This is a genomic window from Streptomyces sp. NPDC048257, assembly GCF_043201855.1.
GTDB lineage: Bacteria > Actinomycetota > Actinomycetes > Streptomycetales > Streptomycetaceae > Streptomyces.
Genome location: NZ_JBICZI010000026.1, coordinates 75,970 through 94,987 on the forward strand (window position 1 = coordinate 75,970; position 19,018 = coordinate 94,987).

Here is a 19,018-nt window from a genome sequence, read left to right on the forward strand (position 1 = left end):
GTATCGACATCGACGACGTACGCACGTCTCCCTGCCGACCACTCGCGTGAAAGAGCTGACCACTCATGGCGAACACCCGCTCCCTCTCCTCCGCCGCCACCGCTGCGACCGCTTCCCTGACCTATCCGCCCAGTCCGCGCCACCGGCTCCGTTCCGTTGACCGAGACGAAGTGGCCCGAGTCGTGGACCTTCTGCCGCCCGGGGCCACCTGGCTGCCCGCGCCCCAGCACACCCTGCCGACGCTGCCGGGGCAGCCCCCGATGATCGGCTACCTGGTCCTCGTACCGGCCGACCAGCAGCCCCCGATCGCCTTCGCCCCGCAGGCGGTGGCCGCCGCCGTCCCGTCGGCCGCCGCCACCCCGGCCCCGGCCGGTCCGGCCGACGGCCTGGTCCGCATCGACGCGGCCCAGCGCACCGCCGAGGTCGACGGCCGGGTACTCGACCTGACGTACCTGGAGTTCGAGCTCCTGGCCCACCTGGTGCAGCACCCGCACCGGGTGCACAGCCGGGACCAGCTCGTCACCACGGTCTGGGGCTACGGCCACGTCGGCGACGGCCGGACCGTGGACGTCCACATCGCCCGCCTGCGCCGCAAGCTGGGCACGTCCCACCGTGCCACGATCCAGACCGTGCGCCGGGTCGGCTACAAGTACGCCCCCTGAGCAGCCGGTTACCGGTTGCCGGTTCGACCTGATGGGCTGATGGGCTGATGACTGTGGGCCCGTACTCCTCCGGGGAGTACGGGCCCACAGTCGTCGGCTACGCGGCCTTGGCCCTGCGTCCCGCGACGAAGCCCAGCAGGACGTCCACCGCGAGGAAGACCACCAGGCTGATCCCGAGCAGCGGGATGAACCAGCCGATCACGGCGGTCACCGCGGCGAGCGGCAGCAGCACGGTCACCGGGAGCCTGCGCCAGGCGCCCCGCGGCTGCGCGCGGCCGACGGACAGCCTGCGGTCCTTGGTCGGCCGGCGCAGCCACCACATCCGGTAGCCCCAGAAGACCAGGAACATCACGGCGACGGCGAGCGCGGCCAGCGCCAGCTGGTTGGCGAGCCCGAAGGTCGTACCCATGTGCAGGTCGATGCCGAAGCGGGTCATCTGGGCGAGCACGGGGTAGTCGGCGAAGCGCAGTTCGTCCATGACCCGGGCGTCCGCCGGGTCGACGGCGACCGCGTCCAGGTGCACCGGCACCTGCTTGTCCTGCTCCTTGACGACGTACCCCTTGCCCTCGGCGGGCAGGGTCACGCGCAGCGCCTCGGTGACCCCGGCGGCGCGGGCGGCCTCCACGGCCCTGTCGATGCCTACGTCGGTGGTGGCGGCGGGCGGCGGGGCCATCGGGGTGCCGTCGGGCATGGTGTGCCCGGCGTGCTCGTCGGAGCCGGAGCCGGCCCCGGCGCTCAGGTTCGCGGAGACGGCGGGGGTGGCTCCGCCGAGGCTGTCCTGGACCTGCCCGATGTTCTCGCCGGCGTACTTCGACCAGGTCAGGCCGGTCGCGGAGAGTATGACGAGGCCGGCGACGGCCCACAGGCCGACGGCGCCGTGCCAGGAGAGGGTCCGGCGGCGGCCGGTGGCCTTGCGGTCCGGGAGGACCAGCTGCGACCTGCGCTTACGGCGCCGGCCTATCCACAGGGCGAGTCCGCCGAGCGCGACCACCCACATCCAGCTCGCGGCGAGCTCGCTGTAGTTCCGGCCGAACTCGCCGAGCTGGAGGCTGGAGTGGAACTCGCTCAGCCAGGCTCGCAGCGGCAGCGCGTCGCCGACGGTGGCGAGCTGCCCGCGCACCTCGGCCGTATACGGGTCGACGAACACGGTGAGGGTCTCGCCCTCGGCGAGGCCCGGGCTCTCCATGATCACCCGGGTGGTGGCCTCGGTGTCGGGGGCGGGCCACACGGAGACGACCTCGCCCTCGGGGGCGGCGCCCTTGGCCGCGTCCACCTGGGCGCTGAGCGGCAGCGCGCTCTCGCCGACGCGGGCGACGGTCAGTTCGTCGGAGTAGATGATGTTCTCGGCCTGCCAGGAGGCGGCGTAGAGCAGCCCGGTGGCGGCGGCGAGGAAGAGCAGCGGGGCGATGAGCAGGCCCGCATAGAAGTGCAGGCGCAGGAGCAGCGGTCGCACGGCGGACCAGCTGCCGCCACGGTTCTTGGCCGTCTCGGCCGGTTCGGCGTCCGGGGTGCGGACGTCCTGAACCTCGTCAAGAGACATGGGGATCCTAGGTGTTGGCGAAGACATGGGGCATCGGGGCCCCAGGTCTCGCCGCTGCGCCGGGATCAGGCGTGGGCGGGCCGGCCGGGGGCCGTGGAGAGGTGGAACGGACCGGCTCCGGGCGGCCCGCGGCGCACCACGGCGTGGGCGTGCACGGCTCCGCGCAGGCGGCGCGGCCGTTCGTACGGGGCGGGGCGGACGGGGAGCGGCGCCGGTACGGCGGCCGACCGTGCCCGGATCAGGGCGAGCGCGCGGGCGAGCGGGCGGGCCGCGTGCAGCGCGGCGGTGGCGAGGACGCGGGCCAGCCGGAAGACGGCGGCCTCGCCGTGCACGAGCCAGGCGGCGCAGAGCAGCCCGGCGAGTGCGTGTGCGGCGATCATTCCGGCGCCGCCGTGACCGGCCATCCCGGCCATGCCTGCCATACCCGCCAGGTCGGCCATGCCGGGGGCTTCGGCGGTCATGGCGCCCGCGTCCGCGGCGGGCAGGTGATGGTGCCCGTGCATCGGGGCGGCTGCGGCCAGCGGCTTCGCGACCGCGCTCCCCGAGAAGACCAGGTGCAGCACGCCCTGGACGGCGAGCACCGCCGCAGTGATGCCGACGGGGCCCCGGCGGCGCCCCGCGGCGAGCCAGGCGAGCCCGGAGGTCACCCCGAAAGCACCCAGAAGGCCGAAGAGGGGTATGTCCGTGCCGGACATGTACGAATGCCCCACCGTGCCCAGGGCGACGCACATCGCCGCGAAGGTCGCGGCTCGCGTGGCGCGCATCGGCGCGGATGATTCGAACATGGCCGGGACATGTTCGCACGGGGCCCCTTGGTTTCCGCCAGAGGCTTATCCGATCATGAGTGGATGAACGCAATTCCGTGGGGAGCGGTGTACGCGGGCGGGGTCCAGCTCGGGGCGTACGCCTTGGAGCGCACCGGACCGGCCGAGCGGGAGCGGCTGCTCCGGGATTGCTCGACGAACGTCGACAACCTCGCCGCCGGGCGCTGGGAGACGCTGCTGAGCAGCGCTCTCGTCGTCGAGGAACCCATGCCCCTGCCCTACGCGCTGCTGCTGGTCGCGGTGCTCGGATACGCCGAGTACGCGTACGGAGTCTGGTGGACGGCCGCGGTGTTCCTGTTCGGGCACGCCACGGCGACCCTCCTCGTGTACGGCGCCCTGCGCGGGACACCCGATCCGGGGACCCGGAGCGCGCTGGACGTGGGGACGAGCTACGGCTTCAACGCCGTCCTCGGCGCCCTGACCTCGGCCCTGCCGCGCGGGCCGGTCCGTACCGTCACCCGGGTGGGGCTGCTGGCCCTGGCGGCGGCGCCGGTGGTCCGCCGCGGGCGGACCTTCACGGACATCGGGCACCTGGCCGCGCTCGGTATGGGGGTCGGGGTCTCACTGGCCCTCGATTGTCTTTCCGGGGCGAAACATCAGAAAATTACATGACCCGACTCACGCCCGTATGACGCCGCTGGAGCCGCCACGATGACCGCGACCCCGTCCACCACCGTCGCCAATCTCCGCGACCTCGGGGGCACCCCGCTCCCCGGCGGCACCGTGCGCCCCGGCCTGCTCCTGCGCTCCGGCCAGCTCGACCGGCTCGACCTCGACGCCGACCCGGTGGTGGCCGCGCTGGGCCTTCGTACCGTCATCGACTTCCGGACCGACATCGAGCGCGCCGACCACCCCGACCGCATACCCCCCGGTGCCCGGACCCTGGTCGGCGACGTCCTCGCCGACAAGCTGAACTCCGCCAGGATGCCCGCCGCGGTGCAGCTCAAGGACCTGCTGTCCGACCCGGCGGTGGCCGAGGAGCACCTGGGCGGCGGCCGGGCGCAGGCGCTGTTCGCCGACACCTACCGGTCGTTCGTGAACTCCGGCTCCGCGCAGGCCGCGTACCGGATGCTGCTCACCGAGGCGGCCGACGCCGACTCGGGCCCGCTGCTGTTCCACTGCACGGCCGGCAAGGACCGTACCGGCTGGGGCGCGACGATCATCCTGGCGCTGCTGGGGGCGGACGACGAGACCCTGATGGCCGAGTACCTGTCCGTCAACCCGGCGGTCAAGCAGGCCTTCGCCCCGATGATCGAGGGCTTCACGGCGGCCGGCGGCGACCCGGAGATCGCGCTCGCGCTGATCGGCGTCTTCCCCTCCTACCTGCGGGCGGCGCTGGACGAGGTCGAGACGCGGTACGGCTCGATGGAGAAGTACGTGCGCGAGGGACTCGGCGTCGACGACGAGACGGTCGAGGCGCTGCGCGCCCGTCTGGTCGTCTGACCCACGCCCTGGACGGGTGGCCAGGAACGGTGACCGCGACCGGGGACCGCGACCGGGGACCGGGACCGGGACCGGTGACCATCCGACGATTCGCTCGTTCTGCTGAACGTGACTGCGCCGGATACCGCCACCCGCCCCCTGCCCCCCGTGCCCCCGGACGTCGAGCAGGCCGAGGCCGCCATCGTCGAGCACTACCCCCGGCTGGTGCGGCTCGCCTATCTGGTGCTGCCGCCGGCCCTCGGCCGCAATCGGCGGGTGCTCACCGCCCACTCGCTGGTCCAGCGGGCGCTGCCGCGCGGGCGGCGGGACGCGACGGCTGCGGCGGCCGCCGTGCAGGGCGGGGTTCCGGGTCAGCGGGGCGCGGAGGACTCCGGGTACGCGTACGTCCGGCTGCGCGTGCTGCGCGCCGCCCTGGAAGCGGGAATTCCGCTGACCTTCCGGGCGCTGCCCCGGCGGGCCCAGCTTCCGCCGCTGCTCCCCCAGGTGTGGGGGCTGCGGCTGTTCCCCCGCTCGGGCGGGGCCGAGGAGCTCGCCCTCGACCAGTGGCTGGCGACCCTCGACGGACCCGGCCGGGCCGCCTGCGTACTGCGCGCCCTGGAACGGCTGCCCGAGCCGGACGTGCTCCGGGTGCTCGACGAGGCCGGGGTCCCGGACCCGGCCGCCGCGGTCGCGGAGTCCGGGGATCCGGCGAACGACGCGCTGTTCGCCTCCCCCGAGTTCGACCCGTGCGTGCTCCAGGCCCGGCCCACCGACCTGCTGCGGCGCCGCCGCCTCGCCCGGGCGGCTCTGGCCGCCGGGGCCGCCCTCGCCGTGTGCGGGGCGCTGCTCGCGCTGCCCGGCGGGGGCTGGGGCTCCGACGGGGCCGCGGCTCCGCTGTACGCGCGCAACGCTGCGGCGGAGCAGGCCCTGGATCCGGGGAAGCTGGTCCGGGTCGCGCCCACGCTCTGGCGCAGCTCTTCCCGTACGGACTTCTCCACCTGGCCCGCCCGCGGGGACCGCGCCGGGGACACGGAGCTGCTGCGCCGGATGCTGGCCGTCTGGGCCCGGCCCGGCTCCTCGGTGGTCACCTCGGCCACCCCGGGCACACCTGCCGGGCCGCCGATGGGACCGGCGCAGCTGCTGTTCGCGGGCGCCGTGGACCAGGCCGTCGTGGTCCTGATGTACGACGGCCTGCGCGTGGTCCGCTACGCCGAACCGCGGACCGGGACCGCGGGCGCCGCCCTCGACTTCGCGCGGACCGACGGCGCCTCGGCGGACACCGCCACCGCGCTGGTGCTCAGCCGGGTCGACGGCAACGTCCGCTACCTCACTGCGCCCTGGGTCACCGGCACGGCCCAGCGGGACCTGCTCAAGCCCGGCGTCGCGCCGGTGGTGCTGAAGCCGGGTCCGGACGGGGTGACCCCGCCGGTGGCGAGCCCGGCCCCGGCGGGCAGCTGTACGAGCTGGAACGCCCTGGCCCTGACCGGTGACGGCGCCACCCGGCTGATCACGGACCTCGGTGAACTGACTCCGGCCCGGCTGACCTCGGGCGCGCCGGGTGCCGAGCGGGATGTGACGGAGGCCGCGGAGCTCGGGGACTGGTCGAGGATCGCCTGCCTGTTGCCCTCGGTGCGCTCGCACGGGGTGCGTACGGTCAACGCCTGGACGTACGCGAAGCAGCCGCTGCCGGAGGGCGACGGCACGGCGGTCTGGCTCTGCACGCGGGCGGAGACCTGGCAGGGCGCGGCGGACCGGGTGCAGGCGCAGTTCCTGACGCCGGGCGCCCCGATGGCGGCGCAGGCGGCCCGGTCGGAGGGGTCCGCGGCGTGCGGGCCGCGGGAGCCGCGGGTGCTGGCGGGCGTGCTGTGGAAGTCGCGGGCGGGCCAGTGGTACGTACTGGCGGCGGGCAGTGCGCAGTTCGCCACGCTGTCGGTGTCGGGCGGCGGGGTGAGCGGGTCGGCGAACGGCAACCGGCTGGCGGTGAAGGCGCCGGCGGGCGCGCAGGTGGACCTGTCGGGCAAGCTGACGGACGGTACGAAGGCGGGCGTGCTGCGGTAGGGGTTCCGGGTTCCGGGAGGCGGGTGAACGTTCAACAGTCGGACTGTGGCGGGGAGTTGGCGGGATCCGGACATGACGGTCGCTGTGGACACATGACATGATCGGGTTCCGGTTACCACGCGGTAACCCTCACCCCTCCCCCACCCCGAAGGTCACCCCACGTGCGCACGCTCGCCCGACGAGTCCTCATACCCGGCCTGACCGCCCTCGCACTCACCGCCACCGGCTGCTCCTCGAACTCCCACGACGGCGCCGGTCCGGCCGCCCCCGCCACCCTCGGCCCCTCCGCCGACGGCACTTCGCAGCAGCTCGACGTGGCCGCGGCCCCGCAGGGGACGCCCACTCCCGCGGCCGTGGCCCGCGCCGACGGGAAGGGCCGGACCGAGAAGTCCTCCCTGAAGGTCGCCTCCTACGACAAGGCCAGCGGCCGCGCCGTGATCGCCAAGGCCCCGCAGGGGCCCGGCAGTTCGCCCGCGCCCGGCAAGTCGCCGAGCGAGGCGCCGAGCAAGGCGCCGAGCAAGGCGCCGAGCGCGTCCCCCGCGGCCGACAAGCCCGTCGCGGTGGGCGATGTCATCGCCAGCGCCCCGGCGCCCGGTGCCCCCGCCGGTCTGCTCGCCAAGGTCACCGAGGTCGTGGGCAAGACCGACAGCGGCACCGAGGTCAAGACCGCCGCCACCACGCTCGCCTCCGTCCTGGGTGACGACAAGGCCGACGGCAAGGTCCCCGTCGACCCGGCGGCGGTCACCGTCGAGCCCCTGATGAAGGGCGTCACCTTCTCCTGGGCCAAGGGCCAGGGCCTGACCTTCGGCCCCGAGGGCGCGAAGCTGCCGCTCGGCAACCTGCGGCTCGACGTGAACGCGTCCGTCGACACCGCCCCGGACGCCCCCGCCTCGGCCGGCGCCTCGGTGTCCGGGTTCGTCCAGCTCGCCCCGCAGGTCGAGTTCGCGTACGACGGCGGCCCGGGCGGCGCTCCCGGCCCGCGCGGCGCCTTCCTCGGGATGAGCGGCGACTGGTCCTCGCAGTGGAGGCTCCAGGGCCGCGCCGCCGCGAGCACCGGAGCGCCCAAGCGGATCCCGTTCGCCAAGCTGCACAGCTCCCCGGTCATCCAGGTCGGCCCGGTGCCGGTCGTCGTCAACCTCGACCTGACCTGCTACATCCAGGTGGCGGGCGACGGCCGTGTGACCCTCGACGTCCAGCAGGACGTCAAGGGCGACTTCAAGGTCGGCGGCAGCTACGCCGTGGGCAAGGGCTGGACCCCGGTGAGCACCTCGAAGGTGGAGAGCACGCCGGTCCGGGCGAGCGTCGCCGCCGCCGGGAAGGTCAAGGGCGCGCTCGGCGCCGAGGCCTCCGTCGGTCTCTACGGAGCCGTGGGCGTCACCGCGGACTTCGCCCCCTACCTGCGCGGCGAGGCCGATCTCAAGGCGGCCGCGTCCAGCGACGGCAAGACCTCCCTCGACGGCGCCTGGGCGCTCTACGGCGGCTTCGACCTGAGCGGGAACCTGCAGCTCCAGCTGTCCCTGTTCGGCACGCCCGTCTTCGAGCGCCGTATCCCGCTGGGCACCCTCAACCGCGAGTGGGCCCTGTCGAGCGGCCACACCGGCCGGTAGCCGCTCCCGCGGCAGGGAGGAGAAGTCCGCGCAGGGGGCTTCTCCTCCCACTTACCCATCAGTACATTGACGCCATGTCTAATACGCCGCTCGCGCCCGCCCCCGTGGCGTCGGAACACGTGGACCTGAGGCCCCGGAACGTGTCCTTCGGCTGGGAGGACACCCCGCTCCACTGGCTCCCCGGCGACCCGTTCGCCGGGCACATGATCAATGTGCTGCACCTGCTGCTCCCCGCGGGGGAGCGCTGGTTCGTACACGTCTACAAGCAGGTCCTCCCGTACATCGAGGACGAGCAACTGCGCGCGGACGTCGTCGGCTTCATCGGCCAGGAGGCCATGCACGCCACCGCGCACGACGACGTGCTCCCCCACCTGAAGCGGCTGGGGCTGGACCCCACCCCGTACACCGCGCAGGTGGACTGGCTGTTCGAGAAGCTGCTCGGCGACCGCACCCTGCCGCCCGGCAGGGCCCGCCACTGGTGGCTGATGGAGCGGGTCGCGATGATCGCGGCGATCGAGCACTACACGGCGTTCCTGGGCGACTGGGTCCTCAACGCCGACGCGCTCGACCGGCGGGGCGCCGACCCCACCATGCTGGACCTGCTGCGCTGGCACGGGGCGGAGGAGGTCGAGCACCGTTCGGTGGCCTTCGACCTCTTCATGCACGTGGACGGCAACTACCGCCGCCGGGCGCGGACCTGGGCGACCGCCTTCTCGGCCCTGGTGTTCCTGTGGCAGCGCGGGGTCCGCTTCTTCATGGAGAACGACCCGCACCTGGTGGACGGCAAGGCCTCCTTCGGGCAGTTCTTCCTGGCCGGGCAGCAGGGTGTGCTCCCGTCGACGGGAGCGATGCTGAAGTCCATCCCGAAGTACCTCTCGCGCACCTACCACCCCTCGCAGGAGGGCTCGACGGCCCAGGCGGTGGCCTACCTCGCCACCTCCCCCGGCGCGGGCGGCGGGGTGCGGGCATGAGGCGCGCCCTCGCGGTCACGGCCGTCGCGGGCGCCGCCTGGGCGACCCGGCGGGCCCTGAAGCGCCGTATCGGACACTCCCCGCTCTGGCCGCTGCCGGCCCTGGAGACCCCGGTCTCGGGCCACTCCCCGCGCCGTGCGCTGCGCGCCCTGATCGTCTCCCGTACGGAGCCCGCCCGCGGCGTGCTGCACCTGACCCTGGAGTCACCGGACCTGCCGGCCTGGACCCCGGGCGCGCACGTGGACGTCACCCTGCCCTCCGGGCTGGTCCGCCAGTACTCGCTGTGCGGCGACCCGGCGGACACCGGCCGGTACACGATCGCGATCCGGCTGATCGAGGACGGCCGCGGCGGCTCCCGCGAGGCGCACGCGCAGCTGGCCGAGGGCGCCGAGCTGGAGGTCCGCCCGCCGCGCAACCGCTTCGAGCTGGTCCCGGCGGCCTCGTACGTCTTCGTCGCGGGCGGCATCGGCATCACCCCGATCCTGCCGATGCTGCGGGCGGCCACGGCGGCGGGCGCCGACTGGACCCTCCTCTACGGGGGCCGCTCGCGCGCCTCGATGCCCTTCCTGGCCGACCTCGCGCCGTACGGCGAGCGGGTGTCGGTGCTGGCCGAGGACGAGACGGGCCGGCCCGACCTGGCCCGGGTCGCCGGGGCGGGGCCGGGCACGCTGGTCTACTGCTGCGGTCCGGAGCCGCTGATGCGGGCGGTCACGGCGGCGGCCCCGGATCCGGCGGCGGTGCACCTGGAACGGTTCGCCCCGGCGGCGGAGCCCGGTCCGTTGCGGGCCTTCACGGTGGAACTGAGCCGCTCGGGACGGGTCGTCGAGGTGGCGGCGGGCGAGAGCGCGCTGGCCGCGGTGCGCCGGGAACTGCCGGACATCCCGTACTCCTGCGAGCAGGGTTTCTGCGGGACCTGCCAACACCGTGTCCTGACGGGCGCGGTGGACCACCGCGACGAGCTGCTCACGGACCGGGAGCGCGCGGACTCGATGCTGCTGTGCGTCTCGCGCGCGAAGGGGGACCGTCTGGTCCTGGACCTGTGAACGCGCCCCAGTAGGGTGTCCGCATGACAACCGGGGTGCGACGCAGGATGGGTGTCGAGGAGCGGCGGCAGCAGCTGATCGGGGTTGCCCTGGAGCTGTTCAGCAACCGCTCGCCCGACGATGTGTCGATCGACGAGATCGCGGCGGCCGCGGGGATATCCCGGCCGCTCGTCTACCACTACTTTCCGGGCAAGCTCAGCCTGTACGAGGCTGCGCTGCGGCGGGCGGCCGACGAGCTGGCGCTGCGGTTCGTGGAGCCCCGGGAGGGGCCGCTCGGGGCCCGTCTGCTGCGGGTGATGGGGCGGTTCTTCGACTTCGTCGACGACCACGGGCCGGGCTTCTCGGCGCTGATGCGCGGTGGTCCGGCGGTCGGCAGCAGCCGGACCAACGCGATGATCGACGAGGTCCGGCAGGCGGCGTACGAGCAGATCCTCACGCACCTGGGCATCGGGCTGGAGCGCCCTCCGGCGCGGCTGGAGCTCGTGGTGCGGTCGTGGGTGTCGCTCGCCGAGTCCACCGCGCTGATCTGGCTGGACGGGCGGCGGATCCCGCGGGGCGAGCTGGAGTTGCAGCTGGTGCACGACTTCGCGGCGCTGGCCGCGGTGAGCGCCGCGTACGACGCGGAGATGGCGGGGATCCTCGTACGGATCCTGGCCGACGAGCCCGCCGACGGGCCCTTCGGGGAACTGGTCGGGCGGCTGGCCGGGCTGGTACCGGGCGAGGTGGCGGCGGGGGCGTCGGACGACGCACCGGCCGGGGCGTCGGGCGAGGTGCCCCGGCCGCGTTGATCAGGGGTGTGGCGGCCGCCCAAGATCATCGATAATGCCCGCGTGATCATTGACGACGAGATCCTGTTCCGGCCGGCCGAGGAGAAGGACGCCGGCACGCTGGTCCAGCTGTACGACCAGGCCGCCCGGTGGATGCGCAAGCACGGGATCGATCAGTGGAAGCCCGGCGACAAGGACGCCGCGCACTTCCGGTCGAAGATGCGCGAGGGCGAGGTGTGGATCGCCGCCGATGCCGACGGGCGCGTGTGCGGGGCCTACGAGTTGTGGTGGTCCGACGAGGAGGCCTGGGGGGTCCAGCCGCCCGTGGCGGGCTACGTGCACCGGCTGATGGTGGCGCGCGAGGTGGCCCCCGCCGGGGCCGGACGGCGCCTGCTCGAACATGCCGAGCGGCGGACCGCCCGGACCGGTCGGGAACGGGCGCGGCTGGACTGCGTCTCCACCAACCCCCGGCTGCTCGCGTACTACCGGGGTGCGGGCTACCGGGTGGTCGGGGAGCTCCCCGACAAGCAGGGAAAGGACGGCAGGACCTACGGGGTGATCCTGCTGGAGAAGCGGCTGGACCGGCTCAGCGCCGTGTGAAGACCGAGACGGTGCGGGCGGGGACGGTGAACTCTCCTGTCTTCGCGTCGTACGCGGACTGCTTGACGGTGGCGTCGGAGCCCGCGGCCTGGACCGGGTGCAGCCGGTAGGCGGTGCCGGCGAGGGCGGGGACGCGCTGGGCCCGGCCGGTCGGGGTGGCGTTGAAGACGACCACCAGGTCGCCCAGGGTCATGGTGATCACGCCCGGGGTCTCCTCCCGGCCCGAGAGGGGGAAGGCCAGCCGGGACTGGACGGCCTCCGTCGTGGTGAGGGCGAAGTCCGGCTCGGTGGTGCGGATCTTCAGCAGTTCGCGGTAGGCGGCCGAGGTGGAGTCGATGTCGGTGCAGGTGGGCGCCGGTCCCGTCAGGAGGGGCTTCGCGTAGAGCCACTTGGAGGCGTTGTCGGCGGCCGGGGGCAGGCCGCGGCCGAAGCCGTTGCCGCCGCGGCAGTCCCAGTGGATGGCGTTGAACCAGTCGCCGCTGTCGTAGGAGTTGCGGTCCAGGGACTTGGAGCGGAGCAGGTCGGTGCCCGCCTGGGAGAGGGCCGGGCCCTGGGAGAGGGTGGCCGTCGCCAGGGCCAGGACCTGCATGCGGGCCTGGTCGCGGGGGGCGGTGGTGGGCGGGAGCTTGTAGGTCAGGGCGTCGGCGAGGGTCTCGTTGTCGTGGGCGTCGGCGTAGGCGAGGGCGTCGCCGGGGGCGGCCGCGTAGCCGGCGGGGGCGCCGTTGTAGTCCAGCTCGGAGCCCTTGATGCGGCGGCCGGTGGTGTCGGTGAAGGCGTACGAGGCCAGGTTGCCGGAGAGCCCGACCTTGATCAGGTCCTGGGCGTGCAGCAGGCGGGCCTTCTGCTCCTCGGGGGTGCCGTTCGCGGGCGAGGCGTTCGGGGCGGTGAACAGGCCGGATGCGAAGCCCTGGACGCGCGGGTCCTCGTCGAAGGGGCCGCCGCCGCGGACGGCGTCGCGGGCCCGGTCGGAGAAGGTGGCGATGCCGGTGCCTGCCATGTTCTTCTGCGTGGCCTGCACGAAGCGGGCGTCGTCGGCGATCTCGCCGAAGTTCCAGCCCTCCCCGTAGAGGACGATCTTCTTGCCGTCGACACCGTCCTTGGCGACGGTCAGGGCGTCGAGGGCCGTGCGGACGGCCAGGATGTTGGCCTTCGGGTGGTGTCCCATCAGGTCGAAGCGGAAGCCGTCGACCTTGTACTCCTTCGCCCAGGTGACGATCGAGTCGACGACCAGGCGCCCCATCATGGCGTTCTCGGGGGCGGTGTTGGCGCAGCAGGTGGAGGTGGCGACGCTGCCGTCGGCCAGCAGGCGCTGGTAGTAGCCGGGGACGAGACGGTCCAGGACCGACTTGTCCGCCTGGCCTGCGGCGACGGTGTGGTTGTAGACGACGTCCATCACCGTGCGCAGTCCGGACCCGTTCAGGGACTGGACCATCCTGCGGAACTCGACGGTGCGGGCCGTGCCGTTCGGGTCGCTGGCGTAGCTGCCCTCGGGAACGGTGTAGTGCAGCGGGTCGTAGCCCCAGTTGTACGCGTCCTTCGCGGCCGCGGCGGCCACGCACGCCTGCTGTTCCTGCGAGTCCGGCGCGTACACCTTGAGGTCGCAGGCGGGCTCGGTGCGGTCGGCGGCCTTCTCCGGAACGGTGCCGATGTCGAAGGCCGGCAGGAGGTGGACGTAGGAGGTTCCGGCGGCGGCCAGGTCGCGCAGGTGCCGCATGCCCGCCGAGGCGGTGTCGGTGAAGGCCAGGTACTGGCCGGGGTGGGTGCTGGTGCGGTCCGCGACGGAGAAGTCGCGGATGTGCAGCTCCTGGATCTGCGCGGAGGTGAAGGGGACGGGCGCGGGCTTGCGCAGGGTCTTCCAGCCGGGCGGGGCGAGCTTGGGGTCGGCGAGGTCGATGACCAGGCTGTGGACGGAATCGGCGGTGAGGGCGGTGGAGTAGGGGTCGGTGACGAGGTTGCGGACCACCTGGCGGGTGCTCGGGGCCCAGACGGTCACGTCGAAGCGGTAGGGCTTGCCGGTCCAGGAGCGTTCGCCGCGCACCGACCAGACGCCGGTGGCGTCGTCGCGGCGCATGGCGACCGTACGGCCGCCCAGTTCGAGGGAGACCTGCTGGGCGGTGGGGGCCCAGACGGAGAGGGTGGGGCGGCCGTCCTTGAAGACGGGGCCGAGGGAGGCGGTGGTCGCGTACAGGTCGTCGAGGACGCCGGCGAGCTGTACGCCGGTGGCGGCGAGGACCGCGCCGTTCGCGGCGCGGGCGCTCGCGACGAGCTGGCCGCGCAGGGCCTCGCGGACACGGTCCCGGTCACGCGGGTCGACGGTGTGGGCGCCGTACGAGGCCAGGTGCGGGAACTTCTGCTTCTGGGCGGCGGTGAGCTCGGTCCTGGCGCCGAGGCGCAGCCACTGGGCGCGGCCGGTCAGGGTGCCGTTCTCCGCCTTGACGGCGCCTTCGCGGGAGGCGAGGAGCTGTACGGAGGCGGCTGCCGCGGGGGCGTTCCAGGCGAGGGTGTCGCGGTCGATCCAGACGGCCTGGGACTTGGTGAGGTCCAGGGCGGCGGCTGAGCCGGCGGGCTGCGGGAGGAGGTACTTCTCCTGGCCGCCGAGCATCCACACCTCGTGGCCGGTGGCCTTCAGGTCCAGGGACTGGTCGGAGGGGAGGTCCTTCTCGTCGCCCTTGTGGAGGACGTAGTTGAGGCTGGTGGCGCCGGGTGCGAGCGGGACCTCGTAGACCGCGCCGTAGGAGTCGGTGCGGGTGGGCAGGAGGGGCGTGGACCAGTCGGTGGGGTTCGCGGCTCCGGTCCAGACGTGCAGTCCCCAGCCGTCGTAGGCGCGGTCGGGGCGCTGGTAGTGCAGGACGGCCTTGGCCTGGTCCTGGGGCGGGTAGGCGGGGCGGTCGGTGCGGGCCGGTTCCTTGCCCTGCTCCAGCCAGATCTCGCCGGTCTTGGTGACGTCGATGGTGCGGTCGGCGGCGACGTCCTTGGTGCCGTCCTTGTCGATGACGAGGTAGCTGACGGAGGAGGCGCCGGGCTTGAGTTTCACGTGGGCGAAGGCGCCGTAGGCGTCGCGGCCGGTGAAGTCGTGGCCGGCGGGCCAGGGAGTGGCCTCGCCGTCCGCGAGGTCGCCCCAGGCGTACAGGCGCCAGTTCGTGTAGTCGCCGTCGGGGCGGTTGTAGTGGACGACCGCGTGGTCCCGCTGGGTGGCGGTGGGGATGTCGGCGGGCGGGGCCTGGCCGGCGACGGATGCGGCGAGGGCGCTGCTGGTGCGGCCGGCGGAGTCGACGGCGACGGCTTTGTAGCGCAGGGCGGTGCCGGCGGGGGCGGTGATGTGCTGGGTGACCTTGTAGGGGGCGTGGTCGGCGGTGCCGAGGACCTGCCACGGGGCGTTGCCGGTCTGGGCGGCGAAGACGACGCGGTTCAGGCCGCCGCCGCTGACGTCGGCGGAGAGCTCCACGGTGCCGGTGGCGCCGGGGGCGGGGGCCTTCAGGGTCAGGGCGGGCTTGACGGTGGGCTTGGCGACGGGCGTCACGGCCTGGAGGACGACGGAGCCGAGGGCGGGGACGGGGAGGGTGAGCTTGCCGGCCGCCGAGGCGCGGATCAGAGCGGACCCGCCGTAGAGGGTGCGGTACTGGGCGCCGGCCGGGGCGTCGATCTCCACGGTGCGGGATGCGGCGCCGTTGTTGGCGGCGACGAGGTACTCGGTGCGGGTCTTGCTGTCCGTGCGGGCGAAGGCGTAGACGGAACCGTCGGAGAAACGTTCGCTCTGGACGCCGTCGCGCAGGGCGGGGTGCGCCTTCGTCAGCTTCGAGAGAGCACTGATCTGCTTGTAGAGCGGGTGTCCCGGATCGTAAGCATCGCTCGCATGCGTGCGCACCGTTCCGAGCTGGTCGTCATCCAGGTAGTCGGCGACCTGCGAGGCGAACAGCGGCTGCCGGGCGTCCTTGTCGCCGCCCGCACCCGTGAAGCCCTGCTCGTCGCCGGAGTAGATCACCGGATTGCCGCGGGAGAAGAACATCAGCTCGTTGGCCAGCCGGTAGCGCTCCAGCAGCTCCTGCTCCCCGGCCCCCGGCCGGTCCTGCTTCAGGAAGGTGGCGAAGCGGCCCATGTCGTGGTTGCCGAGGAAGGTCACCTGCTCGTAGGCGTTGGCCTTGCCCGAGGTGTACCGGTAGTCGTCACCCAGTACGGAGGCCAGCCGGCCGGCCCCCGCGCCCTGGGAGGCGTACGCACGGATCGCGTCCTGCAGCGGGAAGTCGAGGGTGGCGTCGAGCTTGCCGCGCGTCACGTACGGGGAGGTGACGGCGGTGTCGGCGGAGTAGACCTCGCCGAACATGAAGAAGTCGTCACGGCCGCGCTTCGCGGCGTAGGTGTCGAGGGCCGACGCCCACTGCGTCCAGAACTCGGTGTTGACGTGCTTGACCGTGTCGATCCGGAAGCCGTCGATGTCGAAGTCCCGGACCCACTTCTCGTAGATCTTCTCCATCCCGCTGACCACCTCGGGACGCTCGGTCCACAGATCGTCGAGGCCGAAGAAGTCACCCTGGTCGGAGGACTCGCCGGCGAAGGTCGAGTCCCCGCGGTTGTGGTACATCGTCGGGTCGTTCAGCCAGCCCGGGACCTTGAGGTTCTTCTTCGCGTCCGGCACGAAGGGAGTCCTCGGGAAGGACTCGCCGTCCACCTTCGGGAACTTCCCCTTCCCGTCGGCGTAATCGGCGTCGTCGAACGGCACGCCGTCCTTGGTCAGATAGGGGAACGCCCCCTTCGACAGGTACGAGTACGACGCCTCCCGGTAGTCCACGACATCGGCGGTGTGGTTGGTGATGACGTCGAAGAAGACCTTCATCCCCTTCCCGTGCGCCTTGTCGATCAGCCGCTCCAAGTCCGCGTTGGTGCCGAAGTGCGGGTCGACCTGGGTGAAGTCGGTGATCCAGTAGCCGTGGTAGCCGGCGGAGACGTCGGCCCCCTTGCCCTGCACCGGCTGGTTCTTGAAGATCGGCGCCAGCCAGATGGCCGTGGTCCCGAGCCCCTTGATGTAGTCGAGCCGGTCGGTGAGCCCCTTGAGGTCGCCGCCCTGGTAGAAGCCCTTGTCCGTGGGGTCCAGGCCGGTCTCCAGGCGCGAGCCGGTCAGGCCGCCCCGGTCGTTGCGCGGATCACCGTTCGCGAACCGGTCCGGGAGCACGAAGTAGAACTGCTCCCGGGTCAGGTCGTGCCGGGCCGGTTCGGCGGCCAGTTTCGCGTCCGGGGGCGGGGCGGGCGGCCCGCTCGTTGCGGCCGCGGCGGGGAGGGCGGGCAGGAGCGTCACGGCCAGGGCGGCGGCGAGCACTCCTGCGGCAGGGCGTATCAAGGCAGGTCTCCTTGTGTACGTGTCGCATGGATGAGGGCCGCCCGGCCTGGCGGGGATGAAGGTGCCGGGCGGCCCTGGTCGGTGGAGCGGCGGCTCAGCTGCGCCAGGTGTCGGTCAGCGTGACCCGGCCGCTCGCGGGCACGGTGGCGGTGCGGTTGGCTCCGCTCTCCCAGGTGACGTTCCCGGCGGCGTCCTTGCGGAGGTACTTGTACGAGAACGCGGTCCCGGCCGGGAGCGTCACGTCGAGCTTCCAGACCGGGTACGCGGCCGGGTCCAGCTTCAGGGCGCTACCGGTGTTCCAGCTGCCGAGCTCGGCGCGGTCACCGGTGACGTAGATGTTCTGCCCGGTCACGGTCGTGGCGTTGACGCCGAAGGCGGCCCCGCCGGGCCCCGCCGGGGTGCCCGCACAGGTGCGGGCCCCGGCGTGCAGGGCGAGGGCCGTCCCGGCACCGACCGTGGCGGTGAACTGCCCGCCGGAGCCGACGGTGACGGTCCGCCCGCTCTGCACGTCGCAGTAGTCGCCGCCCGGGAGCGAGGTCTGGAAGGTCCGGGTCAGGGCGGAAGCCTCGTGGTTGATCACCACGTACGCCTTGGTGCCGCGCCCGAAGGCGATCTGGTCGCCGCCGTTGTCCCACCAGTTGCCGACGGCCTGCCCGCGGGCCGCGTTGCGGAAGCCGACCATGGAGGAGATCTCCCGCCAGGCGTGCTGGCACTTCCACCCGTCGCTGTAACAGGTGTTCACCGCGCCCCCGTTGGGCGGCCCGGCGTCCTTGTCGGTCCACTCGTAGCCGGAGTGCACGTCGGGCGACCCGTACGGCCAGGCCAGCGCGAAGACACTGGCCAGCGTGTAGGCGGAACCGTCCTTGTACGTGAGGCTGTCGCCACCGCGCTCGGTGTCGTGGTTGTCGACGAAGACCCCGGTCTGCCCACTGGGCATGTACCCCCAGGCCTCGCCGAAGTTCTTCAGGTACGCCAGGTTCTCGCTCTGGAAGACCCGCTTGAGGTCGCGGGCGTACCGGAACTCCTGCACGTCCCCGTTCCCCAGGTACTCGCTCGGCGAGACGGCCTCCCCGGCGCCGTATATCGCCTCCTGCTTCCAGTACACGCCCGGGTTGGTCAGCCGGGACTTGATGTTGGCGAGGTCGGCGGCGGGCATGTGCTTGGCGGCGTCGATCCGGAAGCCGTCCACGCCGAGCGACAGCAGGTCGTTCAGGTACCCGGCGATGCGCCCGCGTACGTATTCCTCACCGGTGTCCAGATCGGCGAGCTGCACGAGCTCGCAGTTCTGTACGTTGCCCCGGTCCTGGTAGTTCGAGATCGAGGCCCGGCAGTCGTCCATGTCGGAGCCCGAATAGAGCCCCGGGTAGCCGTACTTCGTGTACGAAGTTCCGCCGGTCCCGGTCAGGGTGGCGCCCGCGTCCGCCGGGCCGGCCATGTGGTTGACGACGGAGTCGACGACGACCTTCACCCCGGCGGCGTGACACGTGTCGACCATCGCCTTGAAGGCGGCCCGGTCACCGAGCCGTCCGGCGATCTTGTAACTCACGGGCTGGTACGAGGTCCACCACTGCCCGCCCTGCACGTGCTCCTGCGGCGGCGACACCTGCACGTACCCGTACCCGGCGGGCCCGAGGGAGCCGGTACAGGCCTTGGCGACGGAGTCGAAGCGCCACTCGAACAGCACGGCGGTGACGTCCTTCTCACCGGGAGGCACGGCGACGGCCTGCGGCCCGACGGCGGTGAGGGTGGCGGCGGCGAGCGCGGTGGTGGCGGCGAAAAGTGTTGCAGCTCTGACGGCTCTGGCAGGCATGCGGGGGGCCTCCTGGCGGAAGAGGTGGGGATTGGAGCGACCGTAGGGGCCAGGTAGGAGCGCTGCAAGACTTTGCGCAAGAGATTGCAGAATTGTTTCCGAGGCGTGTCCTGCTGGACAGGAGCCCCGGACTCCACGCCCTGCACCGCGAGTTCACCCCGCGCACCCCCGCCGCCACCGCGGGGGCGGGGGCGGGGCGGGGCGGGGCGGGGACGGGGACGGGGACGGGGACGGGGACGGGGACGGGGACGCTGGTCGGGGGCTTCGGGTGGGCGGGAGCTGCTCGGGCGGCATCAGGGATGTGTATGGGGGTTTCCCGTCAGTCTCATCGTCTCTCCGGTTCGGGCCGGTCCCTCAAGGGCGCTCCTTCGTCGCGTCGCTT

At 72.9% G+C, this 19,018-nt stretch carries 13 protein-coding genes; 9 read left to right on the plus strand and 4 right to left on the minus strand.

All coding sequences use genetic code 11. The features are described 5' to 3' along the window. The first annotated feature begins 65 nt into the window (after window positions 1-65). A complete protein-coding gene (locus ACGFZK_RS32250; protein WP_393852384.1) occupies window positions 66-662 on the plus strand; it encodes a winged helix-turn-helix domain-containing protein in 597 nt (198 codons plus the stop codon). 97 nt (window positions 663-759) lie between these two features. Here the strand turns inward: ACGFZK_RS32250 and ACGFZK_RS32255 are convergent, their stop codons facing one another. Both ACGFZK_RS32255 and ACGFZK_RS32260 read right to left on the minus strand, forming a co-directional pair. After that, window positions 760-2,202, minus strand: a complete 1,443-nt coding sequence (locus ACGFZK_RS32255; RefSeq protein WP_393852385.1) for a PepSY-associated TM helix domain-containing protein — start codon at window positions 2,200-2,202, stop codon at window positions 760-762. A 65-nt stretch (window positions 2,203-2,267) separates the two neighbouring features. Next, window positions 2,268-2,966, minus strand: coding sequence for a hypothetical protein (locus ACGFZK_RS32260; protein WP_393852386.1), 699 nt, complete (start codon window positions 2,964-2,966; stop codon window positions 2,268-2,270). 84 nt (window positions 2,967-3,050) lie between these two features. Between ACGFZK_RS32260 and ACGFZK_RS32265 the strand changes: the two genes are divergently transcribed. From ACGFZK_RS32265 to ACGFZK_RS32300, 8 genes are all read left to right on the plus strand, one after another. Next, window positions 3,051-3,638, plus strand: a complete 588-nt coding sequence (locus tag ACGFZK_RS32265; RefSeq protein ID WP_393852387.1) for a rhomboid-like protein — start codon at window positions 3,051-3,053, stop codon at window positions 3,636-3,638. 39 nt (window positions 3,639-3,677) lie between these two features. Beyond that, window positions 3,678-4,469, plus strand: coding sequence for a tyrosine-protein phosphatase (locus ACGFZK_RS32270; protein ID WP_393852388.1), 792 nt, complete (start codon window positions 3,678-3,680; stop codon window positions 4,467-4,469). Between the two features lie 108 nt (window positions 4,470-4,577). Beyond that, window positions 4,578-6,506, plus strand: coding sequence for a hypothetical protein (locus ACGFZK_RS32275; protein WP_393852389.1), 1,929 nt, complete (start codon window positions 4,578-4,580; stop codon window positions 6,504-6,506). Between the two features lie 161 nt (window positions 6,507-6,667). Continuing rightward, window positions 6,668-8,113: a hypothetical protein gene (locus ACGFZK_RS32280; protein WP_393852390.1), complete on the plus strand. Its 1,446-nt coding sequence runs from the start codon at window positions 6,668-6,670 to the stop codon at window positions 8,111-8,113. Between the two features lie 74 nt (window positions 8,114-8,187). Continuing rightward, window positions 8,188-9,084 carry a metal-dependent hydrolase gene (locus ACGFZK_RS32285; RefSeq protein WP_393852391.1) on the plus strand — a complete coding sequence of 299 codons (897 nt, stop codon included), beginning with the start codon at window positions 8,188-8,190 and terminating at the stop codon, window positions 9,082-9,084. Next, window positions 9,081-10,127, plus strand: a complete 1,047-nt coding sequence (locus tag ACGFZK_RS32290; RefSeq protein WP_393852392.1) for a PDR/VanB family oxidoreductase — start codon at window positions 9,081-9,083, stop codon at window positions 10,125-10,127. The genes ACGFZK_RS32285 and ACGFZK_RS32290 overlap by 4 nt, the downstream gene beginning before the upstream one ends. A gap of 23 nt (window positions 10,128-10,150) precedes the next feature. After that, window positions 10,151-10,915, plus strand: coding sequence for a TetR/AcrR family transcriptional regulator (locus ACGFZK_RS32295; protein ID WP_393852393.1), 765 nt, complete (start codon window positions 10,151-10,153; stop codon window positions 10,913-10,915). A 42-nt stretch (window positions 10,916-10,957) separates the two neighbouring features. Beyond that, window positions 10,958-11,494 (plus strand): GNAT family N-acetyltransferase, encoded by a 537-nt coding sequence (locus ACGFZK_RS32300; RefSeq protein ID WP_393852394.1) that lies wholly within the window; start codon window positions 10,958-10,960, stop codon window positions 11,492-11,494. On the opposite strand, the gene pulA is transcribed toward ACGFZK_RS32300, so the two are convergent. Then, on the minus strand, window positions 11,481-16,826 hold the full coding sequence (gene pulA, locus ACGFZK_RS32305; RefSeq protein WP_393852395.1) for a pullulanase-type alpha-1,6-glucosidase: 5,346 nt from the start codon (window positions 16,824-16,826) through the stop codon (window positions 11,481-11,483). The genes ACGFZK_RS32300 and pulA overlap by 14 nt on opposite strands. Before the next feature lie 94 nt (window positions 16,827-16,920). Continuing rightward, a complete protein-coding gene (locus ACGFZK_RS32310; RefSeq protein ID WP_393852396.1) occupies window positions 16,921-18,636 on the minus strand; it encodes a carbohydrate-binding module family 20 domain-containing protein in 1,716 nt (571 codons plus the stop codon). Window positions 18,637-19,018 lie beyond the last annotated feature (382 nt).

Bases quoted from the DNA above. Each gene is read 5' to 3' on its own strand.
- ACGFZK_RS32250 (WP_393852384.1), top strand. From the start codon at position 66: ATGGCGAACACCCGCTCCCTCTCCTCCGCCGCCACCGCTGCGACCGCT.
- ACGFZK_RS32255 (WP_393852385.1), bottom strand. From the start codon at position 2,202: ATGTCTCTTGACGAGGTTCAGGACGTCCGCACCCCGGACGCCGAACCG.
- ACGFZK_RS32260 (WP_393852386.1), bottom strand. From the start codon at position 2,966: ATGCGCGCCACGCGAGCCGCGACCTTCGCGGCGATGTGCGTCGCCCTG.
- ACGFZK_RS32265 (WP_393852387.1), top strand. From the start codon at position 3,051: ATGAACGCAATTCCGTGGGGAGCGGTGTACGCGGGCGGGGTCCAGCTC.
- ACGFZK_RS32270 (WP_393852388.1), top strand. From the start codon at position 3,678: ATGACCGCGACCCCGTCCACCACCGTCGCCAATCTCCGCGACCTCGGG.
- ACGFZK_RS32285 (WP_393852391.1), top strand. From the start codon at position 8,188: ATGTCTAATACGCCGCTCGCGCCCGCCCCCGTGGCGTCGGAACACGTG.
- ACGFZK_RS32290 (WP_393852392.1), top strand. From the start codon at position 9,081: ATGAGGCGCGCCCTCGCGGTCACGGCCGTCGCGGGCGCCGCCTGGGCG.
- ACGFZK_RS32295 (WP_393852393.1), top strand. From the start codon at position 10,151: ATGACAACCGGGGTGCGACGCAGGATGGGTGTCGAGGAGCGGCGGCAG.
- ACGFZK_RS32310 (WP_393852396.1), bottom strand. From the start codon at position 18,636: ATGCCTGCCAGAGCCGTCAGAGCTGCAACACTTTTCGCCGCCACCACC.